20 protein-coding genes are annotated in these 21,102 nt (G+C 65.1%); 15 read left to right on the top strand and 5 right to left on the bottom strand.

All coding sequences use genetic code 11. The features are described 5' to 3' along the window. Positions 1–3: 3 nt before the first annotated feature. The 3 genes from RPS27_RS33320 to RPS27_RS33310 are packed head-to-tail and all read left to right on the top strand — an operon-like array spanning position 4 to position 2,512. Positions 4–495 (top strand): GNAT family N-acetyltransferase, encoded by a 492-nt coding sequence (locus RPS27_RS33320; protein ID WP_211418183.1) that lies wholly within the window; start codon positions 4–6, stop codon positions 493–495. After that, positions 492–2,090 carry a citramalate synthase gene (gene cimA / locus RPS27_RS33315; protein ID WP_212066795.1) on the top strand — a complete coding sequence of 533 codons (1,599 nt, stop codon included), beginning with the start codon at positions 492–494 and terminating at the stop codon, positions 2,088–2,090. The genes RPS27_RS33320 and cimA overlap by 4 nt, the downstream gene beginning before the upstream one ends. Positions 2,091–2,134: 44 nt before the next feature. Beyond that, positions 2,135–2,512 (top strand): VOC family protein, encoded by a 378-nt coding sequence (locus RPS27_RS33310; protein ID WP_211418181.1) that lies wholly within the window; start codon positions 2,135–2,137, stop codon positions 2,510–2,512. A gap of 6 nt (positions 2,513–2,518) precedes the next feature. On the opposite strand, the gene RPS27_RS33305 is transcribed toward RPS27_RS33310, so the two are convergent. Beyond that, positions 2,519–3,436 carry a LysR substrate-binding domain-containing protein gene (locus RPS27_RS33305; RefSeq protein ID WP_313754964.1) on the bottom strand — a complete coding sequence of 306 codons (918 nt, stop codon included), beginning with the start codon at positions 3,434–3,436 and terminating at the stop codon, positions 2,519–2,521. A gap of 100 nt (positions 3,437–3,536) precedes the next feature. Between RPS27_RS33305 and RPS27_RS33300 the strand changes: the two genes are divergently transcribed. Then, entirely contained in the window at positions 3,537–4,154 is a 618-nt protein-coding gene (locus tag RPS27_RS33300; protein ID WP_212066791.1) for an FMN-dependent NADH-azoreductase, read from the top strand. A 100-nt stretch (positions 4,155–4,254) separates the two neighbouring features. Here the strand turns inward: RPS27_RS33300 and RPS27_RS33295 are convergent, their stop codons facing one another. Further along, positions 4,255–4,860 (bottom strand): TIGR00730 family Rossman fold protein, encoded by a 606-nt coding sequence (locus RPS27_RS33295; protein ID WP_194407462.1) that lies wholly within the window; start codon positions 4,858–4,860, stop codon positions 4,255–4,257. Positions 4,861–5,061: 201 nt separating this feature from the next. Between RPS27_RS33295 and RPS27_RS33290 the strand changes: the two genes are divergently transcribed. From RPS27_RS33290 to RPS27_RS33275, 4 genes are all read left to right on the top strand, one after another. Beyond that, complete coding sequence (locus tag RPS27_RS33290; protein ID WP_212066789.1) at positions 5,062–7,017, top strand: ABCB family ABC transporter ATP-binding protein/permease; 1,956 nt, start codon at positions 5,062–5,064, stop codon at positions 7,015–7,017. Between the two features lie 72 nt (positions 7,018–7,089). Next, positions 7,090–7,794, top strand: coding sequence for a phosphatidylserine decarboxylase (locus tag RPS27_RS33285; protein ID WP_259214865.1), 705 nt, complete (start codon positions 7,090–7,092; stop codon positions 7,792–7,794). Positions 7,795–7,880: 86 nt separating this feature from the next. After that, positions 7,881–8,765, top strand: coding sequence for a CDP-alcohol phosphatidyltransferase family protein (locus RPS27_RS33280; RefSeq protein ID WP_211418178.1), 885 nt, complete (start codon positions 7,881–7,883; stop codon positions 8,763–8,765). A 123-nt stretch (positions 8,766–8,888) separates the two neighbouring features. After that, the gene (locus tag RPS27_RS33275; RefSeq protein WP_313754963.1) at positions 8,889–9,608 is read left to right on the top strand and encodes an RraA family protein; all 720 of its coding nucleotides are present in this window, start codon (positions 8,889–8,891) and stop codon (positions 9,606–9,608) included. Positions 9,609–9,622: 14 nt separating this feature from the next. On the opposite strand, the gene RPS27_RS33270 is transcribed toward RPS27_RS33275, so the two are convergent. After that, positions 9,623–9,916 carry a hypothetical protein gene (locus tag RPS27_RS33270; protein ID WP_194407467.1) on the bottom strand — a complete coding sequence of 98 codons (294 nt, stop codon included), beginning with the start codon at positions 9,914–9,916 and terminating at the stop codon, positions 9,623–9,625. Between the two features lie 299 nt (positions 9,917–10,215). Between RPS27_RS33270 and RPS27_RS33265 the strand changes: the two genes are divergently transcribed. The 7 genes from RPS27_RS33265 (at position 10,216) to RPS27_RS33235 (ending at position 18,841) form a co-directional block, all read left to right on the top strand. Next, positions 10,216–10,989, top strand: coding sequence for a motility protein A (locus tag RPS27_RS33265; RefSeq protein ID WP_063195489.1), 774 nt, complete (start codon positions 10,216–10,218; stop codon positions 10,987–10,989). Positions 10,990–11,013: 24 nt separating this feature from the next. Beyond that, complete coding sequence (locus RPS27_RS33260; protein ID WP_194407468.1) at positions 11,014–11,844, top strand: flagellar motor protein MotB; 831 nt, start codon at positions 11,014–11,016, stop codon at positions 11,842–11,844. A 212-nt stretch (positions 11,845–12,056) separates the two neighbouring features. Next, complete coding sequence (locus RPS27_RS33255; protein WP_194407469.1) at positions 12,057–13,955, top strand: potassium transporter Kup; 1,899 nt, start codon at positions 12,057–12,059, stop codon at positions 13,953–13,955. 140 nt (positions 13,956–14,095) lie between these two features. After that, positions 14,096–16,024, top strand: coding sequence for a potassium transporter Kup (locus RPS27_RS33250; protein WP_313754962.1), 1,929 nt, complete (start codon positions 14,096–14,098; stop codon positions 16,022–16,024). A gap of 158 nt (positions 16,025–16,182) precedes the next feature. Then, positions 16,183–16,509 carry a rhodanese-like domain-containing protein gene (locus RPS27_RS33245; protein WP_212066781.1) on the top strand — a complete coding sequence of 109 codons (327 nt, stop codon included), beginning with the start codon at positions 16,183–16,185 and terminating at the stop codon, positions 16,507–16,509. 21 nt (positions 16,510–16,530) lie between these two features. Beyond that, on the top strand, positions 16,531–17,709 hold the full coding sequence (locus RPS27_RS33240) for an aminotransferase (RefSeq protein WP_212067188.1): 1,179 nt from the start codon (positions 16,531–16,533) through the stop codon (positions 17,707–17,709). A 7-nt stretch (positions 17,710–17,716) separates the two neighbouring features. Further along, positions 17,717–18,841 (top strand): polyamine ABC transporter substrate-binding protein, encoded by a 1,125-nt coding sequence (locus RPS27_RS33235; RefSeq protein WP_212066779.1) that lies wholly within the window; start codon positions 17,717–17,719, stop codon positions 18,839–18,841. 32 nt (positions 18,842–18,873) lie between these two features. On the opposite strand, the gene RPS27_RS33230 is transcribed toward RPS27_RS33235, so the two are convergent. Then, the gene (locus RPS27_RS33230; RefSeq protein ID WP_212066777.1) at positions 18,874–19,806 is read right to left on the bottom strand and encodes a lipid A biosynthesis lauroyl acyltransferase; all 933 of its coding nucleotides are present in this window, start codon (positions 19,804–19,806) and stop codon (positions 18,874–18,876) included. Positions 19,807–19,817: 11 nt separating this feature from the next. Then, a complete protein-coding gene (locus RPS27_RS33225; RefSeq protein ID WP_194407474.1) occupies positions 19,818–21,095 on the bottom strand; it encodes a beta-ketoacyl-ACP synthase in 1,278 nt (425 codons plus the stop codon). Positions 21,096–21,102 lie beyond the last annotated feature (7 nt).

Genomic DNA, 21,102 nt, shown 5'->3' with positions numbered 1-21,102 from the left:
ACGATGGGACAGACTTTGCCAAAGCCCGGATTGCGGCCGTTCCTGCCGGATGACGTTCCCGTGCTCGCCGCGATCTTCACCGCCAGCATCGAAGAGCTGACCGGTGACGATTACAGCGAGGCGCAGCAGCAGGCCTGGATGGAGGCGGCGGAAACCGAAGAGTTCGGCAAGCGGCTTGCGGCTGACCTGACGCTGATCGCGACGCTGGAGGGCTCGCCGGTCGGCTTTGCGTCACTCCGCGGTGCCGATCACATCCGCATGCTCTATGTGCATCCGGCCGTCAGCGGGCAGGGCATCGCCGCCATGCTGGTCGATGCGCTGGAGAAGCTTGCCGGCGGCCGCGGCGCGCAAAGCCTCACCGTCGATGCCAGCGACACCGCGCAGGGCTTTTTCGCCAAGCGCGGCTACATCGCCCAGCAGCGCAACAGCGTCACCATCAACGACGAATGGCTCGCCAACACCACCATGAAGAAGACGCTCGGAGCCGCGGCATGAGCAAGGAGCGCCTTTTTCTGTTCGACACCACGCTGCGCGATGGCGCGCAGACCAATGGCGTCGATTTCACGCTTCAAGACAAGCAGGTCATCGCCGCGATGCTCGACGACCTCGGCATCGACTATGTGGAAGGCGGCTATCCCGGCGCCAATCCGACCGATACCGAATTTTTCGGCACAAAGCCGGAGTTCAAGCACGCGCGCTTCACCGCCTTCGGCATGACGCGCCGGGCAGGGCGCTCGGTCTCGAACGACCCAGGCGTCGCCGGGCTGTTGGAAGCGCAAGCGGATGCGATCTGCTTCGTGGCGAAAGCGTCGGCCTATCAGGTGCGTGTAGCGCTGGAAACGACGAAGGAAGAAAACCTTGCGTCCATCCGCGACAGCGTTGCGGCCGCGAAGGCCGTCGGTCGCGAGGTCATGCTCGACTGCGAGCATTTCTTCGACGGCTACAAGGAAGATTCGGGCTTCGCGCTCGCCTGCGCCAAGGCTGCCTATGATGCCGGCGCGCGTTGGGTGGTGCTGTGCGACACCAATGGCGGCACCATGCCAGATGAGGTCGAGGCCATCGTCACCGAGGTGACGAAGCACATCCCCGGCGATCACGTCGGCATCCACGCCCATAACGACACCGAGCAGGCGGTGGCCAATTCGCTCGCCGCCGTGCGGGCCGGCGCGCGCCAGATCCAGGGCACGTTGAACGGCCTTGGGGAGCGCTGCGGCAACGCCAATCTCTGTTCGCTGGTCCCGACGCTGAAGTTGAAGCAGGGGTTCGCCGATGCCTTCGAGATCGGCGTCACGACGGAGAAGCTGGCGACCCTTGTCAAGGTCTCGCGTACGCTCGACGACATGCTCAACCGCGTGCCGAACCGGCACGCGGCTTATGTCGGCGAGAGCGCTTTCGTCACCAAGACCGGCATCCATGCGTCCGCGGTGCTCAAGGATCCGCAGACCTATGAGCATGTGCTGCCTGAGCTGGTCGGCAATCACCGCAAGGTGCTGGTGTCCGATCAGGCCGGCCGGTCCAACGTCATCGCCGAACTCGACCGCGCCGGCATTCCCTACGAGAAGAGCGATCCGAAGCTGACGCGCCTCGTCGAGGAGCTGAAGGAGCGCGAGGCGCAAGGCTACGCCTACGAATCCGCCAACGCCTCGTTCGAGTTGCTGGCGCGCCGCACGCTCGGCAAGGTGCCGCATTATTTCGAGGTCGAGCAGTTCGACGTCAATGTCGAGCAGCGCTACAACGCGCTCGGCGAGCGCGTCACCGTGGCGCTCGCGGTGGTGAAGGTCGACGTGGCCGGCGAGCACCTGATCTCGGCCGCCGAAGGCAACGGCCCCGTCAACGCGCTCGACGTCGCCATGCGCAAGGACCTTGGCAAATACCAGAAATACATCGAGGGCTTGAAGCTGATTGACTACCGGGTCCGTATCCTCAACGGCGGCACCGGCGCGGTCACGCGCGTCCTGATCGAGAGCGAGGACGAGAACGGCGACAGCTGGACCACGGTCGGCGTGTCCCCGAACATCATCGACGCCTCGTTCCAGGCGCTGATGGATTCGGTGATCTACAAGCTCGTGAAGTCGGGGGCGCCGGCGTAGGACTTTGCTTCGCCCCGGGATGACAGCGGAGGGGAGAGTAACCAATGATCGACCACATTTCCGTCGGCGTCAGCGATCTCGACCGCGCCGCAAGATTTTACGAGGCGACGCTCGCAGCGCTCGGCCTCACGCGCCTCGTCACGCGGCCGCGGACGGTGGGCTTCGGCAAGGCCTATCCGGAGTTCTGGATCAATCTGCGCGAGACCATGCCGCCAGTAGTCCGGGAAAGCGGCGTACACATCTGCCTGCGGGCGAAGACGACGGACGAGGTCGATGCGTTTCATGCCGCAGCTCTCGCGGCGGGCGGGGCCTCCGACGGCGCGCCCGGCATCCGCCCGCACGATCGCGTGCGCTATTACGCAGCCTTCGTCACCGATCCCGACGGCAATCGGATCGAGGCGGTGACGTTTCCGAGCGCGTAGCGAAGCTCACCGTCGCGCGCGCTTTGCCTGCTTCACCAAATGCCGGCGCAGGAAATCAATCGTTCGACGCACCTTGACTGGCAGGAATGCCCGGTTTGGGTAGAGCACGTAGGCCGCGGTATCGAACGTCGTCGCCGTCACCTGCCAATCGGGAAACAGATCGACGAGCCGCTTGCCGACGATATCCTCGTCGATCAGCCAGTCCGGCAGGAGCGCCGGACCGAGCCCCGCCCGCGCGCAATCGCGCAGTGCGAGCGCGTTTGAAAGCAGAAGGTCTCCCTGGACGGCGACCTCGGTGATTTCGCCGCGTCGGTCGCGGAACAGCCAGCGGGATCGGAAATCGGGAAACGTGAACAGAAGGCAGGACATCGCGGACAGATCGGCGGGCCGTCTTGGCCGGGGTTTCCCGCGCAGAAAAGCCGAGCTTGCACAGACCCGGTAACGGGTATCGAACAGCTTGGCGCCGACGAGGTCGCCGCTGAATCCGGGACCGAGACGGATCGCGAGGTCGATTCCCTCGCTGACCAGATCGAGATTGCTGTCCGTCAGGATGAGTTCGAGCTGGAGCTGGGGAAATTCCGCCCTGAATTCGGGCAGCAGCGGCACCAGGCAGCGATTGCCGAATGCGACTGAAGCGGTCGCGCGAAGCCGGCCGCGGGGAATGGTGCCAAGGGCGGTCGCCTCCTCGGCGGCGGCATCGAGCTCCTGCAGAACGAGCTCGGCCCTGCGCACATAGCGTTCGCCAGCCTCGGTCAGCGACATGCTGCGTGTGGTGCGCTGGAAGATGCGAAAGCCAAGCTCCGCTTCGACCTGGGCGATCATCCTTGAGACCGAGGAGGGGTCGACGTCGCGTTGCCGCGCGGCGCCGGCAAAGCTCGCCTGGCGATCGACCTCGATCACCAATCGAATTGAATTGATGTCCATTCGTGCAAAATAAGCATGAGCGTGGTGCGACGCCAGCCGTTTTTGCCGTGCGGCCCCGCGAATAGCGTCCGGGTGTCAATTCGACATTCCGGAGAGCCCAATGCCTGTCTTGCTTCGTATCGATTCCAGTGCCCGCCTTCAGGGCTCCGTTTCCCGCGATCTCGGCGATGGATTCGAGGCGGCATGGCGTGCGCGCGGGTCGGACTTTCGGGTGACGCGGCGAGATCTCGCCGCCGATCCGGTCCCGCAGATCACGCAGACCACGATCGCCGGTTTCTACACCGCCGCACCGGAGATGACCGCCGAGCTGCGCGCCGCGACCGCTCTGTCGGACATGCTGATTGCCGAGCTCAAATCGGCCGATGAGGTCCTGATCACCGCGCCGATGTACAATTTCACGATTCCGGCGGCGCTGAAGGCCTGGATCGACCAGATCGTCCGCATCAACCAGACGTTCTCCTATGACGGCACGAACTTCAAGGGACTGCTGACTGCGCGCCGTGCGACCGTGGCCAGCGCTTACGGCGCCGGCGGCTATCTCGCGGGCGGGCCGTTGGGCGGCGCGGACTTCTGCTTCAACTATCTGAAGTTCGTGCTGGGCTTCCTGGGCGTCGCCGAGATCCAGCAGATCGGTGTCGAGGCCACGACGGGCGATCCTGCCGACCTTGCCCGGCAGGTCGAGCAGGCGAAAGCCGGTATTGCCGCCAAGGCGGCATGACACGCCAAAGCCCGGGCCGCGCGTGATGGACCGCGACGTCGGCGTGAGCCACGTCGCGGGCATCGTCCAGACCGGTCCGGATCGATAGGGTCGCAGCTCTCTAGAGCTTGCGCGCCACTTCCGGCGCGAGATCGCGCTGGCTGTCGGGAATCTGCGCGGCCGCGGCGCGCAGCCGTGGGACGATTTCCTCGACCTTGTCCGCCTTCAGGATATCGACCGAAAGACCGGCGCGGATGAACTCGGTTTGGCGCATGTGGGACACCAGGGAGAACAGCGGCTCCCAGAAATTGTCGATATTGGCGAGCAGCACCGGCTTGGCGTGACGGCCGAGCTGCTGCCAGGTCAGCTGCTCGACCAGCTCCTCCAGCGTGCCGAGCCCACCGGGCAGGGCGACGAAGGCATCAGAGCGCTCGAACATCAGCCGCTTGCGTTCGTGCATGTCTGGTGTGACGACCATCTCCTGCACGCGCGTCAGCGCGTTCTCGCGCATCCGCAGGAAGTCAGGGATGATGCCGGTGACCATGCCGCCGTGATCGAGCACTGAGGTTGCGACCGCCCCCATCAGTCCGAGCGAGCCGCCGCCATAAACGAGGCGGATCTTGTTGTCCGCCAACGATTTGCCGAGCGCCTTCGCCGCCTCGATGAAGTTGGGATTGGTTCCAGGGCCGGAGCCGCAATAGACACAGACGGTTTTGATCGTGCTCATTGATGCCATGATGCATTGCAGCGAAGAGACGTCAAGCCCTTCAGGTGATTCGGATCGCCCGGAAATCTACCGGTAAATGGCGACAAACAATCGAAGATTCGCCATCTGGCGGGGTGCGCTGACACGGGGAAGCCTCTATATGACAGGCGAAAATCGTAAATCGTGGTGACGCCCGCATCCGGCGGGCTTTCAGGCTTCTTGATGGACCAACCTCAATCGTTCGACGGCGCCGACGTTCCCAATCCTGTCGGCGGCCCGCCTGAGCGGGCCACGCTGATGGGCACGTTGGCCCATCTGTGGCCCTATATCTGGCCGGGCGACCGCTTCGACCTGAAAATGCGCGTAGTGTGGTCGCTGGTGCTGCTGCTCGCCGCCAAGCTGATCACGCTCTCGGTGCCGTTCAGCTTCAAATGGGCGACGGACGCGCTGACCGGGGCCAATTCGGCGCCGGTGCAGGCCGACAATTGGCAGCTCTGGGTGCTCGCCTCGCCGTTGTTGCTGACGGCGAGCTACGGGGTGATGCGCATCCTGATGGCGCTGCTGACGCAATGGCGCGACGGCATCTTCGCCCGCGTCGCCATGCACGCGGTGCGCAAGCTCGCCACCATCACTTTTGTTCATATGCACGAGCTGTCGTTGCGCTTTCATCTCGAACGCAAGACCGGCGGCCTGACGCGCGTGCTCGAGCGCGGCCGCGAGGGCATCGAGGTCATCGTGCGCATGGTGATTCTGCAGCTGATCCCGACCATCGTCGAGGTCTCGCTGCTGATGGCCGTGCTGCTCTGGCAGTTCGACTGGCGCTACGTGGTCGCAACGCTGATCACGGTCACGCTCTACATGTACTACACCTACATCGCGACCGAGTGGCGGATCGGCATCCGCCGCAAGATGAACGATTCCGACACCGAGGCGAACACCAAGGCGATCGACTCGCTGCTCAACTACGAGACCGTGAAATATTTCGGCGCCGAGGCCCGCGAGGCGCAACGCTACGACAAATCGGTCGCGCGCTACGAGGAAGCGAGCATCCAGACGTACACCTCGCTCGCGGTGCTCAACACGGGACAGGCCGTGATCTTCACGCTGGGCCTGACCGCGACCATGCTGATGTGCGCGATCGGCGTGCGCAACGGCACCAACACGGTCGGCGATTTCGTGCTGGTCAACGCCATGATGATCCAGCTCTACCAGCCGCTGAACTTCATGGGCATGGTCTATCGCGAGATCAAGCAGGCGATCATCGACATCGAGAAGATGTTCGGCGTGCTCGGCCGCGAGGCCGAGATCAAGGACGCGCCCGATGCCAGGCCGCTGGTCATCTCCGCCGGCACCGTGCGCTTCGAGGACGTGCGCTTTGCCTATGAGCCGACGCGTCCGATCCTGAAGGGTCTCAGCTTCGAGGTGCCGGCCGGCAAGACGGTCGCCATCGTCGGCCCTTCGGGTGCAGGCAAGTCGACCATCTCGCGCCTGCTGTTCCGCCTCTATGACGTCTCCGGCGGCAAGATCCTGATCGACGGGCAGGACATCCGCAGCGTGACGCAGGATTCGCTGCGCGCCTCGATCGGCATGGTGCCGCAGGACACCGTGCTGTTCAACGACACCATCCGCTACAACATCCGCTACGGCCGTTGGGACGCCAGCGATGCCGAAGTCGAGGAGGCCGCGAGCCTCGCGCAGATCGATCATTTCATCCGCATGTCGCCCAAGGGCTACGAGACCCAGGTGGGCGAGCGCGGCCTGAAACTGTCCGGCGGCGAGAAGCAGCGTGTCGCGATCGCGCGCACCGTCTTGAAGGCACCGCCGATCCTGGTGCTGGACGAAGCGACCTCGGCGCTCGACACCCATACCGAGCACGAGATCCAGGGCGCGCTTGAGCGCGTGGCGAAGAACCGCACCTCGCTGGTGATCGCGCACCGGCTCTCGACCATCGTCGGGGCCGACGAGATCATCGTGCTGGATCAGGGCCGCATTGCCGAGCGGGGCACCCACGCCAAGCTGCTCGCGCATGGCGGCCTCTATGCCAGCATGTGGAACAGGCAGCGCGAGGCCGAGGAGGCACGCGAGAAACTGGCCAAGATGGCGGATACCGGCGAGGCGCCCAACCGGGAGCCGCCGCCGGTCAACGATGCCCTGACGGCGCCCGCGGCGGCGGAGTGAGCTTGTCTCCGGTCCCAACTCTGGCCTAAACAGGCCCGCGCGACGATCCGCGCCATTAACCCCGAGCGGCAGATAACGATGTCCATTCTCGATTCGATCCAGCGTCAGATCCCGCCGATCCACAAGGAGGGCTACCCCTTCATCGGCGGCTTTGCGCTGGCAAGCCTGATCCTGTTCTGGCTGTGGTCGCCTCTGGGCTGGATCGGCACGATCCTGACCGTGTGGTGCGCGCTGTTCTTCCGCGATCCCGTGCGCGTGACGCCGGTGCGCGAGGGGCTGGTGGTGTCGCCGGCCGACGGCCGCGTCTCGATGATCACCATGGCGCTGCCGCCGGCCGAGCTGGGCCTCGGCGACCGGCCGCTGCCGCGCATCTCGGTGTTCATGAGCGTATTCAATTGCCACGTGAACCGCGCGCCCGTCGCGGGCAGGGTGGACCGCATCGCTTACCGGCCCGGCCTCTTCATCAATGCCGAGCTCGACAAGGCCAGCGAGGACAACGAGCGCAACTCGCTGGTCATCTCGACGCCGACGGCGCGGATCGGCGTGGTGCAGATCGCAGGTCTCGTCGCCAAGCGCATCGTCTGCTTCGTCAGGGAAGGCCAGGCGATCGGCGCCGGCGAGCGCTTCGGTCTGATCCGCTTCGGCTCGCGGCTTGACGTCTATCTGCCCGTGGGGACCAGGGCGCTGGTCTCGGAAGGGCAGACCGCCATCGCCGGCGAGACGATCTTGGCCGATCTCGCGGGCGAGGACCCCAACCGCGCCTTCCGCGCCAATTAACCAATAGTCGGTCCACGAGGGCCTTCCGCCGCAATGGCGGAGGGGGACGCGGCTTGCTATATCTCGCCTCAAGGTGAGGACGAGCCATGACGCCCTATGACTTCAAATATCCCGATACGCGCCGGCGGCGGTTCCGTCCGATTCCGGTGCGGATGCTGGTGCCGAACGTCATCACGCTGCTGGCGATCTGCGCCGGCCTGACCTCGATCCGCCTGTCGATCGAAGGGCGGATGTCGCTCGCCGTCTACGCCATCGTGTTCGCAGCCGCGCTCGACGGTATCGACGGGCGCATCGCGCGCATGATCAAGGGCCAGTCCAAGTTCGGCGCCGAGCTCGACAGCCTCGCCGACTTCGTCAATTTCGGCGTCGCCCCCGGCCTGATGCTGTATTTCTGGCAGCTGCACGAGCTCGGCAATGCCGGCTGGATCGCCGCCATGGTGTTCGCGATTTCCGGCGGCCTGCGCCTTGCGCGCTTCAACGCCACGATGGACGACCCGAACAAGCCGGCTTTCGCCGCCAATTTCTTCACCGGCGTGCCGGCGCCCGCCGGTGCGATCACCGTGCTGCTCCCCATCTATGTCGCCTTCCTCGATCTCGGGCGCTGGCCCGCCGGGTTGACCGCCGCCTACACGCTGCTGATCGCCTTCCTGATGGTGTCGCGCCTGCCGGTGTTCTCCGGCAAGACCAAGCGCATGCGCGTGCCGCCCGAGCTGGTGCTGCCGGCGTTCGTCGCGGTGATCGTCTTCATCGCGCTCTTGATCGCCTATCCCTGGCATGTGCTGTCGATCGGCACGGTGCTGTATCTTCTCGCATTGCCGCTCGGCTACAAATCCTATCGCGACCAGGCGCGTGCGTTGGAATCGGCCGGGCCGGCGGACGGCGAGGTCTCGTCACCGCCTTCGGCGCCGACGCTGGCGAATTTGTCGGAGCCGCCCCACGAGGACGACGACCGGCCCGGACGGCTGCACTGAGCGGTTCTCGGGGATATCTGCCATGAAGGCGTGCTGAGTTGGGTTGAGGCCCGATCTCGGCTATATCGCCCTGATGCCGGCGGCATCGCGCAATCAACCGCCGCCAATCTGGGAGAGAACGCCGTGACTGATAAAGCGACCGGGCCGCTGCCCGCTTCCGTGCTCGAAGCGCTGGGCCGCTACGACACGCCGACGATCTGCAACGCCATGGAGATCGTCGCGCCCGAGCGCCGGCTGATCGGCTACACCACCAAGCAACTGGTCTGCCCGTTCCCCGATCTGCCCCCGATCGTCGGCTATGCCCGCACGGTCGCAATCCGCTCGGTGCTGAAGTCGTCGCTTCCGCCCGAAGAGCAATCCAAGCGCCGCATCGACTATTACGAATATGTCGGCACCGGCCATGGGCCGCGCATCTCCGTGATCCAGGACATCGACGGCCCCGACGTCGGCTACGGCGCGTTCTGGGGCGAGGTGCAGAGCAACGTGCACAAGGCGCTCGGCTGCCTCGGCGTCATCACCGACGGCTCGATCCGCGACATTCCGCAATGGGCGCCGGGCTTCCAGGCGCTGGCCGGCTCGATCGGCCCCTCGCATGCCTGGGTGCATGCGGAAAGCTTTGGCGGCGAGGTTCGCGTTGCCGGCATGACCGTGAGGTCGGACGACCTGATCCATGCCGATCAGCACGGCGCCATCGTCATTCCGCACGACATCGCTGCCAAGCTGCCCGAGGCCGCCGATCTCTGCGGCCGCCGCGAGACGCCGATCCTGGAGATCGCCCGCAGCCCAGACTTCTCGCTGGAGAAGCTGAAGGCGGCGCTGAAGCGCTCGGCGGAAATTCACTGACGCGACTGAACGGCCTACGGCCGCGACGCCGGCCGTAGGCCGCCTTGTTCCGTCAGAAACAGCGCGGCCTGATCCGGCTCGCCAAACACCGCGGCGGCGCATCCGATCAGGGTGAAGCCGCCGGCGAGGTCCCACAGCGTGAGACCCTCCGCATTGTCGGGGAGATGAATGAGGCGCGCTGCGATCACCGCGAAGGCGGCCTCGGCAAACAGCGCAAGGCTGAAGGCGGGCAGCACGAGCTCCGGCTCGAGCAGGTGGAGCGCCAACACCGCAGGCAGCGCGGTGAGAAGACTGAACAGCGTCAACATGGCGATGGCTCCCGCGATCGGTATGCGGTGCTGCTACATGACACCAAAGGCTCCATGGCCTCGATGTGGCGCAGGGCCGCAGCGGCGGGGCGTCCGGTTGCCGCCGGTATGGTTAGCGAAGTGTTGAAATTCCTATCGCAGGACGGCAATCGGCACGCCTCCAGCGGCGCCTACTGCGCTGTCCGGACTTAACCTTTACGCGGCTTTAAGGGCGGCGCTCTAGGGTTTCCGATGCGGTTCGGGGTTGGGCCGCGCCAGCGGCCAGGACGGCCGTTGTTGCGTACGCGTTGGAGTATCCCATGGATATCATGACGAGCGTCGGGCTCACGGCGGGCATCATCGTCATCACCGCGATGATCTTCATGGGCGGCGACCTTCACATGTTCATCTCCGAACATGCGATGATCATCATCTTCGGCGGCTCGATCTCAGCCACCATGATCCGCTTTCCGCTCTCGGCGCTCCTGCACGGGCTTCCGCTCGGCGCCAAGTTCGCCTTCACCATGAGCCGGCTGTCCGCCCACGACCTCGTCGACGAGCTCGCCCGCATCGCCGAGATCGCCCGCAAGCAGGGCCCGGTCGGCCTTGAAAAGGTCGAGACCGACGAGCCGTTCCTCGCCAAGGGCATCCGCTACGTCGCCGACGGCTACGACCTCGACTTCATCCGCGACAATCTCGAGCGCGACCGCGACAACTTCCTCATGCACCTCGACGAAGGCAGCAAGATCTACCGCGCCATCGGCGACTGCGCCCCGGCGTTCGGCATGATCGGCACCCTGATCGGCATGGTGCAGATGTTCGCCAACATGACCGACCCTTCCAAGCTCGGCCCGTTCATGGCGACCGCGCTGCTCGCCACGCTTTACGGTGCGCTGGTCGCGAACCTGTTCTGTCTGCCGATCGCCGACAAGCTGCACGGCAAGCTGCTGGATGAAGAGACCAATCGCACGCTGATCATCGACGGCATCCTGATGATCCGCGACTCCAAGAGCCCGACGCTCGTGCGCGAAATGCTGCTGGCCTACCTGCCGGAGAAGCATCGTCACGCCGAGGGCGAGCCGGTGCCGGCGTAAGCCCGCCCGCCGGGATTTTCAGCCATGGCCAAGAAGAAACGCGGCGATGCGCATGGAGGCGGTCACGGCTGGTTCGTGACCTTCGCCGACCTCATGGGCCTGATGATGAGCTTCTTCGTGATGCTCGTCGCGTTCTCGACGCAGGACGCCAACAAGCTGAAGATCGTCGCCGGCTCGATGCGCGACGCCTTCGGCGTGCAGAGCGAAGCGCGCTATGCCGGCATCGTCGAATCCGACGGTCTGCCGACCCGCCCGCGGCTGAAGAACGTCGACCACATCCAGCCCGAGGACGCCTCCAACACGCCGACCCCGGACCAGGAAGACCGCGACAAGACGTCCGGCGCGAAGATCAAGGTCGACCGCAATTTCGCGCTCGCCGCGGCCTCGCTGCGCCAGGCGCTGCAGGACATGCCGGAGCTGACCGAGATGTCCAAGCACATCATGTTCGAGGAGACCAAGCAGGGGCTCAACCTGGAGATCGTCGACCAGGACGGCCGCTCGATGTTCGCCGACGGCTCCAAGGTGCCCTATGACCGCACCCGCCGCCTGGTCGAGAAGCTCGCGATCCCGCTCAAGGCCACGCCGCTCCGCGTCTCCATCGCCGGCCATACCGCGGCCGGCTTCGTGCCGACCCGCAGCGAATACGGTGCCTTCGACCTGTCGGCGGACCGCGCCAATGCCGTGCGCCAGATCCTCGAACGCGAGGGCCTGCCGCCGTCGCACATCTTCGCCGTCTCCGGCAAGGCGGACACCCAGCCTCTGTTTCCTGACGATCCTTCGCTCGCGGCCAACCGGCGGGTGACCATCACCCTGATGCGCGAGGATCCGCCGCTGCCGCCGAATCTGAAGCCGTGAGCACGATCCGGAGACGGTGAGCACTGGTTTTCCAACAGGCTCCCTTGCGCTACCATCTTACCTGAGGCATGTCGTCGCGCTGACGATAAGCGTGGCTGTGGTGTCACAGCTTCCGGCTCGGCGCCTGCTATGGTGGTGCGCCGATTGACACGCGCGCCGGAAGCGTCAAAAGGCGCCGGATCAATTCCAGGGAAGAAGCGTTTTCCACCTTCATGACGGCGAGCATCACACAGGCCGAGACCCAGGAAGGGCCGGTCACATCAGGTTTTTGGGCCCTTACGCTCGGGAGCATCGGCGTCGTCTTCGGCGATATCGGCACCTCGCCGCTCTACGCATTCCACGAGGCGGTCAAGGGCGCGGCCCATGGCGAGCCGGTCTCGCGGGTCATCGTGCTCGGCGTGCTCTCGCTGATCCTGTGGGCGCTTTTAATCGTCGTCACCGCCAAATACGTTCTGCTGCTGCTCCGCGCGGACAATAACGGGGAGGGTGGCACGCTCTCGCTGATGGCGCTCGGCCAGCGTGCGCTCGGGCGGCGAAGCTGGGTTCTGCTCGCCCTCGGCGTGGTCGGCGCTTCGATGTTCATCGGCGATTCCATGATCACGCCGGCGATCTCGGTGCTATCGGCAGTGGAAGGCCTCAAGCTCGCAACTCCTGCGTTCGAGCACTATGTCGTGCCGCTCACGGTCCTCATTCTGGCGTTGCTGTTCGCGGTCCAGAGCAAGGGGACCGCGCTGGTCGCCTCGGCCTTCGGACCGGTGATGGTGATCTGGTTCACCGTCATCGCCGTGATGGGGGCTGTCCACATCGTCGATGATCCTTCCGTGCTGGCGGCGATCAATCCCTATTACGCGGTGCAGTTCGTGCTGTCGCACGGCACGATCGGCCTCGTGACGCTCGGTGCCGTGTTCCTGGCGGTCACCGGAGGTGAGGCGCTTTACGCCGATCTCGGCCATTTCGGGCGGAAGCCGATCCAGCTCGCCTGGATGTTCTTCGTGTTGCCCGCGCTCTTGATCAACTATTTCGGGCAAGGTGCGCTGGTGCTGTCCGACCCCAGCGCGATCGAGCACTCGTTCTATCGCATGGTGCCCGAGAGTCTGGTGCTGCCGCTCGTCGGGCTTGCGACCGCGGCGACAGTCATCGCGAGCCAGGCGGTGATCACCGGGGCCTATTCGCTGGTCTATCAGGCGGTGCAGCTTGGTCTCCTGCCGCGCTTCGAGGTCCGCTATACCTCGGAGACCCATGCCGGCCAGATCTATCTGCCGCGCGTGAACCGGCTGCTGCTGATCGGCGTGATGCTGCTGGTGCTGCTGTTTCACACCCCGAGCAACCTGGCCTCGGCCTACGGCATCGCGGTCTCCACCACCATGGTTGCCGACGGCATCATGGGCTTCGTCGTGATCTGGAAACTGTGGAACTGGCGCGCCGCCACCGCAGCGGCCGTGATCGTGCCCTTCGTCGTGGTCGACATCAGCTTTTTTAGCGCCAATCTCCTGAAGCTGCTGGAGGGCGCCTGGGTGCCGCTGCTGTTCGGCGTGGCCATGGCGGGAACGATCTGGACCTGGCGGAAGGGATCCGGGATTCTGATCCAGAAGACGCGCCGGATCGAGGTGCCGCTCGACGACCTGATCCGGAGCCTCGAGAAGCGGCCGCCGCACATCGTCAAGGGGACCGCGGTGTTCCTGACCAGCGATCCCTCGTTCGTCCCCACCGCGCTGCTGCACAATCTCAAGCACAACAAGGTGCTGCACGAGCACAACGTGATCCTGACCATCGAGACCGCCCACACGCCGCGGGTTGATTTGGCGGAGCGCTTCCGCATGGAGAAGGTCAGCGACAAGTTCTCCAAGGTTCGCCTGCGCTTCGGCTTCATGGAGCAGCCGAACGTGCCCAAGGCGCTCGCGATCGCGCGCAAGCAGGGCTGGCAGTTCGACATCATGTCCACGTCATTCTTCGTGTCACGACGGTCGCTGAAGGCCTCGGCGCAGTCGGGCATGCCGCTGTGGCAGGATCATTTGTTCATTGCCCTCAGCCGGTCGGCGAACGATGCCACGGACTATTTCCAGATTCCCACCGGGCGCGTGGTTGAAGTCGGAACCCAAGTCACCATCTAGAACGCAACTGCTGCATCTATGCAAATTTGCATGGCTAGGGCCCGGAATCGGGCTAGGCTATGCCGGCAGCGCAGGACTATAAGCCGCGCGCTCTTCCGCCATTGTGCAGTGAAGCATTTTAGAGGCCACTGGGCTCTCCCATGACAAGTGACGTAGCGATTTCCGCCCCGGAAACGGCGGCGGCCAATGGGCATGGCGATGCCCACACGACCGCTGGTTTCGGTGCGCTGACCCTCGGCAGCATCGGGGTCGTCTATGGCGATATCGGCACCAGCCCACTCTACGCCTTTCGCGAGGCGGTGATGGCTGCCTCGGGCGCCGAGGGGCTGCCGACCCCGGCCGCGGTGCTCGGGGTGCTCTCGCTGATCCTGTGGGCGCTGATCGTCGTGGTGACGCTCAAATACGTCGTGATCCTGCTCCGGGCCGACAACAATGGCGAGGGCGGCACGCTGGCCCTGATGGCGCTGGCCCAGCGCGCGGTCGGCACTGGGGGCGCCACCATCGTCCTGCTCGGCATCATCTCGGGCGCGCTGTTCTACGGCGATGCCGTGATCACGCCGGCGCTCTCGGTGCTGTCGGCGATCGAGGGCATGAAGGACGTCACGCTGCGGTTCGAGCCTTATATCGTGCCGCTGACCGTGATCATCCTGGTGGGCCTGTTTGCCGTGCAGTCGCGTGGCACCGCCCGCGTTGCCGCCTTCTTCGGTCCGATCATGTGCGTCTGGTTCGCAGTCATCGCGGCGGCGGCTATCCATCCGATCATCCAGCAGCCCCAGGTGCTGCTGGCCCTGAACCCGCTCTACGCCGTGTCCTTCATGCTCCACCACGGCATCATCGGCTTCGTGACGCTGGGCGCCGTGTTCCTGGCGGTCACGGGTGCGGAGGCGCTCTATGCCGATCTCGGCCATTTCGGCAAACGGCCGATCCAGATCGCCTGGCTGTCGATCGTGCTGCCCTCGCTGGCCCTGAACTATCTGGGGCAGGGCGCGCTGGTGCTCAGCGATCCCGGCGCGATCGTGAGCCCGTTCTTCCAGCTCTTCCCGCAAGGCTTCTTCCGCGGCTGCATGGTCGTGCTCGCCACCATGGCGACGGTCATTGCCAGCCAGGCCGTGATCACCGGCGCCTATTCGCTGACGCGCCAGGCGATCCAGCTCGGCCTGCTGCCGCGGTTCGAAATTCGCCATACATCCGAAGCCCATTCCGGCCAGATCTTCATCCCCCGCATCAACCAGCTGCTGCTGGTCGCGGTGATGCTGCTGGTGCTGTTGTTCCGCTCATCCAGCGCGCTGGCCTCGGCCTACGGCATCTCCGTCACCGGGACCATGGTGGTCACGGCGATGATGGGCTTTGTCGTGATCTGGAAGGGCTGGCAATGGAAGCCGCTTGCGGCCGCGGCACTGATCGCCCCGTTCCTGTGCCTCGACCTGACCTTCCTCACCGCGAACCTGCTCAAGGTGTTCGAGGGCGGCTGGGTGCCGCTGGCGCTCGGCGCGCTCATGATCATCCTGATGTACACGTGGCGGCGCGGCAGCCGGCTGCTGTTCGAGAAGTCGCGCAAGCTCGAGTTCCCGCTCGCCGACCTCGTGGCGATGCTGGAGAAGCGGCCGCCGCAGCGCGTGCCCGGCACGGCCGTGTTCCTGACCTCGGACCCGCTCAGCGCGCCGACCGCGCTGATGCATAGTCTGAAACACTACAAGGTGCTGCACGAGAAGAACGTCATTCTCACCATCGAGACGGCGCAGACCCCGCGGATCGATCCGGCCGAGCGCGTCAGGCTGGAGCAGATCTCGCCGACCTTCTCCAAGGTGACGCTCAAGTTCGGCTTCATGGAATCGCCCAACGTGCCGAAGGCCCTCGCGATCGCCCGCAAGCTCGGCTGGCAGTTCGACATCATGTCGACTTCGTTCTTCCTGTCGCGGCGGGCGCTGAAGCCTGCCGCGCATTCGGGCATGCCGCGCTGGCAGGACCGGCTGTTCATCTCGCTCAGCCGCTCCGCCAATGACGCCACGGACTATTTCCAGATCCCGAGCGGTCGCGTGGTCGAGGTCGGTACCCAGGTCGCGATCTAGGCAGGCGACCAACGCCGCACTTCAAGTCGCTGCGATTTAGCTTTAACTTGCGCCGCGCGGCTCAAGCCTTTGTAGCGCTTGATTTTCGCCGCCCGAGAGGCGAGGTTGCCGCCGGCCGGGGCGCCCCGGCATGCGGCCCCGCGACGTTGGAGGATGATGTGGCAAACCAGGTACAGGATCTGACCCCGGACGAGGTCTCCAAAGGTGCCGCGGAAGGGCGCTATCTGCTGGTCGACGTGCGCGAGCCGAACGAGGTCCAGGCCGAGGCCTATCCTTACGGCGTCGTCGTGCCGCTCTCGACCTTCGATCCCAAGGCGATCCCCGATCCCCAAGGCAAAGAGGTCGTGTTCGCCTGCCGCTCGGGCAAGCGCTCGGTGACAGCTTCCCTTGCCGCCCAGGAGGCGGGCCTGCCTTACGACAAGCATTTGGCCGGCGGCATGCTCGGCTGGAAGGCGGCGGGTCTCCCCAGCAAGGTCGGCGGCTGATCGGGCCCAATGTCCAACTCGATGTCAAAGAGCTCCTCGCTGAACAAGGTCTTCGCCGACCTTCCCGTCACCATCTTCGAGGCGATGTCGCAGGCCGCGCGCGACAACAATGCGATCAATCTCGGCCAGGGTTTTCCTGACGATCCCGGCCCCGAGGACATCCGCCGCGCCGCGGCCGAGGCCTCGCTGAACGGCTACAACCAGTACCCCTCGATGATGGGCCTGCCCGAGCTGCGCCAGGCGATCGCGACCCATTACGGCCATTGGCACGGGCTCAAGCTCGATCCGATGAGCGAGGTGATGGTGACATCGGGCGGCACCGAGGCGCTGACCTCGGCCATCCTCGCGGTGGTCCAGCCCGGCGACGAGGTGGTCTGCTTCCAGCCGGTCTATGATTCCTACTTGCCGATCATCCGCCAGGCCGGCGGCATCCCGCGCCTGGTCCGGCTCGAGCCGCCGCATTGGCGGCTGAATGAGGACATGCTGAAAAGCGTCTTCAATTCAAAGACCAAGGCGGTGTTGTTCAACAATCCCTTGAATCCGTCCGCGGTGGTCTATCCGCGCGAAGACCTCGAGCTGCTGGCGCGCTATTGCCAGGAGTTCGACGTCATCGCGATCTGCGACGAGGTCTGGGAGCACGTCACCTTCGACGAGCACAAGCACATTCCGCTGATCACCCTCCCGGGCATGCGCGAGCGCACCATCAAGGTCGGCTCGGCGGGCAAGATCTTCTCACTGACGGGGTGGAAGATCGGCTTCGTCTGCGCCGCGCCGCCGCTGCTGCGCGTCGCAGCCAAGGTGCACCAGTTCCTGACCTTCACCACCGCGCCGAACCTGCAGGCCGCCGTCGCTTACGGCCTCGGCAAGTCCGACGACTACTTCCTGACCATGCGCAAGGACCTGACGCGGAGCAGGGACCGCCTGACCAAGGGGCTGGAGAGCCTCGGCTTCCCCGTGCTGAAGTCGCAAGGCACCTACTTCCTCACCGTCGACCTGTCGCCGCTCGGGCTCAACGAGAGCGACACCGAGTTCTGCTGGCGGATCGTGAAAGACTACAAGGTTGCGGCGATCCCGGTCTCGGCGTTTTACGAGCAGGACCCGGTGACCTCAGTGGTGCGTTTCTGCTTCGCCAAGAAGGACCAGACGCTGGACACCGCGCTGGAGCGGCTGTCGGACGCGGTGCGCGGACGCAAGAGGTAAGACAGCAATGACGAATGCCAGCCGCCCGGGGTTTCGCCTTGGTCTCGCGTTCGCCGCTGCGTTGACGTTGCTCTCTGCCCCCGTTCGCGCCGAGGAGCGGGTCGTCAACTTCTACAACTGGTCCAACTACATGGCCCCGGATGTCCTGGAGGCCTTCACCAAGGAGACCGGCATCAAGGTGGTCTACGACACCTTCGATGCCAACGAGACGCTGGAGACGCGCCTGATGGCCGGCAAGTCCGGCTACGACGTCGTGGTGCCCACCGCCTACTTCCTGCAACGCCAGATCAAGGCCAACATCTTCCAGAAGCTCGACAAGGCCAAGCTGCCGAACCTTGCCAACGCCTGGCCCATGGTGACCAAGAACCTTGCGACCTACGACCCCGGCAACGTCTACGCCGCGAACTACATGTGGGGCACCACGGGCATCGGCTACAACGTCGCCAAGGTGAAGCAGATCCTTGGGGCCGATGCCAAGATCGACAGCTGGGACATCGTCTTCAAGCCGGAGAACCTCGCCAAGTTCAAGGATTGCGGCGTCCACATGCTCGACTCCGCCGATGACATCTTCCCGGCGGCGCTGAACTATCTCGGGCTCGATCCGAACTCGACCAAGCAGGCGGACCTCGAGAAGGCTGCCGATGTCGTCGCCAAGGTCCGCCCGTCGGTGCGCAAGTTTCACTCGTCCGAATATCTCAGCGCGCTTGCCACCGGCGAAATCTGCTTCGTGGTCGGCTGGTCCGGCGACATCATGCAGGCCCGCGCGCGTGCGGCCGAGGCCAAGAAAGACGACAGCAGCGGGATCGAGATCGGTTATGCCATCCCGAAGGAGGGGGCGCAGATGTTCTTCGACAATCTCGCGATCCCCGCGGATGCCAAGAACGTCAGCGAAGCCTATGAGCTGATCAACTATCTCTACCGCCCGGATATTGCCGCCAAGAACTCGGACTTTTTGTCATATGCCAACGGCAACCTCACCAGCCAGAAGCTGGTCGATCCGAAGATCCTGAACGACAGGAACATCTATCCGGATGAGGCGACGCTTTCAAAACTGTTCGTCATCACCGCGCGCGAGCCCGCGACCCAGCGGATCATCAACCGGCTCTGGACCAGGGTGAAGACGGGAAGGTAGAGGGCTGCCACGGGCTCCTGCCGTGACGGCAGCTACCGCCACCTGCGATGCAGCCACAACCACTGCTCGGGATGCTCGCGCACCCAGCTTTCCACCACGTTCGTGACGGCCTGGGTCGTGCCCTGGATGTCGATCTTGCCCTCGGCATCGCGCACCGGCTGCACTTCTTCGGTCAGCTCTGCGGCGAAGCGGCCGCCGGGCTTGCGGATGATGCGCACGCCGTGGATCGGGCATTCGACCTGGCGCAGCAGGCGCGCCAGCATCGGATTGGCGCGGGTCTTGCGGCCGAAGAAGGTAACCTCGACGCCGCCGGTCAGATACTGGTCGATCAGCATCGCGACGTGCTTGCCGTCCCTCAGCGCCTGCGCGAGCCGCAATGGCGCGTCGCGGCCTGCGGGGATCAGGGTGCCCATGTTGACCTGGCGCATCTCCTGGATGATGCGGTCGGCGGAGGCGATGTTGGGGCGGCGGTAGAGGATTGCAGTGTCCAGCCCATGCGCGACCGCGGCGAGCGCCGGCAGTTCCCAATTGGCGAGGTGCGCCGCGAAGATCAGCGCCGGCTTGCCGTCGTCGCGGATGCGGTCGAACCGTTCGATGCTGGGCTGGGGCAGCTCGATCCGGCTGTTTTCCGGATGGGCGCGGTCGTAATCCCAGACGTGGTCCATGTGAGCGAATTCGGCGCCGACGCGGCCGAGATTGTCCCACACGCCCATCAGGATCTGTTCGATCTCCTCCGGCGATTTCTCGGGAAAGGCGGCAGTGAGGTTGGCACGGCCGATGCGGTGCTCGCGCAGGCGCGGGCCGATCGTTTTCACGACGCGTGCGAAAAAGTCCGAAGTCTTGACCGGATCGAAATAGCGCGTGGTGCGCAGCATGCCGACCGTGGCAGCTCCGATCAGGCTGCCGCTGAGCGATTTGGCTGCATTCCGCGCGCGAATCTTCGTGCTGATAGGAATCAGCGCCATGCTGCGTCCGGTCAGGCCGGTTCGCGGGTCAGGATCAGCGAGGCGTTCTGGCCGCCGAAGCCGAACGAGTTCGACATGACCGCGGTGACACGGGCGTCACGCGCCTTGTTGCCGACCACGTTGAACAGGATCGTGGGATCCGGGGTCTCGTAATTGATCGTCGGCGGGATGCGCTGATGCTCGAGCGTGAGCAGCGAGAAGATCGCCTCGACAGCGCCGGCCGCCGAGATGGTGTGGCCGACCATCGACTTGTTGGAGGTGACCGGAATCTTCTGCGCGAGCTCGCCGAACACGGCCGATGTCGTGTTGAACTCCATCTTGTCGTTCTCGGGCGTCGCGGTGCCGTGCGCGTTGATGTGGTCGATCTGGTCCGGCGTCATGCCGGCATCGGCCAGCGTCTTGTTCATGCAGCCGATGATCGGCTTGCCGTCGGGCGAGGAGCGGGTGCGATGGAAGGAATCGGTGAGCTCGCCGCAGCCGGCGATCACGCCGAGGATCTTTGCGCCGCGCGCGGTGGCCGCTTCATAGCTTTCCAGCACGAGCGCGCCGGCGCCTTCGGCCATGACGAAGCCGTCGCGGTTCTTGGAGAAGGGGCGGGAGGCCGCCTGCGGCGGATCGTTCTGGGTCGACAGCGCCGAGAGCAGCGAGAAGCGCACCAGCGCTTCCGGATTCACCGTGCCGTCGGTCGCGACGCACAGCGCCGCATCGGTCTCGCCGCGGCGGATCGCCTCGACGCCGAGCTGGATCGAGGTGGCTCCGGACGCGCAGGCCGTCGACAGCGAGATCGGCGAGCCCTTGGTGCCGAAGGTTTCGGCGAGGTGGGCGGCGACCGAGCCGAACATGAAACGGTGATGATAGGCGCTGTACTTGCCGCCGCCGGAGATGCGCAAGAGATCGTCATAGGTGAAGTCGGGCGCTCCGACCGCGCGGCCGAGCTCGCGGCGCTGCGGCCATTCCACCTCGACCGGCGCGACCGCCAGGAACAGGGGACCCGGGAAATCGGCCTTGGCGCCGATGCCGGCCTGCTCGAGCGCTTCCTCCGTTACCAATTCAGCCATCCGCTCGGACAGGCCGGTGGAGGAGAACGGATCGACGCTGACGAAATCGACCGTGCCGGCCATCGTGGTCTTCAGGCCGTCGACCGGGAAGCGGGTGATGGTGCGGATGCCGGATTCGCCGGCGACGAGCTTGGCCCAATTGTCGGCCTTGCCGGCACCGAGCGAGGTCATGATGCCCATGCCGGTAACGACGACGACGGGACGCCCGAGTTTGTCGCGTGGTGCAGTCATGTCGATC

Origin of the sequence: Bradyrhizobium sp. WYCCWR 12699 (assembly GCF_032144035.1) — a bacterium.
Taxonomy (GTDB): domain Bacteria; phylum Pseudomonadota; class Alphaproteobacteria; order Rhizobiales; family Xanthobacteraceae; genus Bradyrhizobium.
Note: the sequence above shows the minus strand (reverse complement) of the source record. Positions and strands in the feature narration are given on the sequence as shown.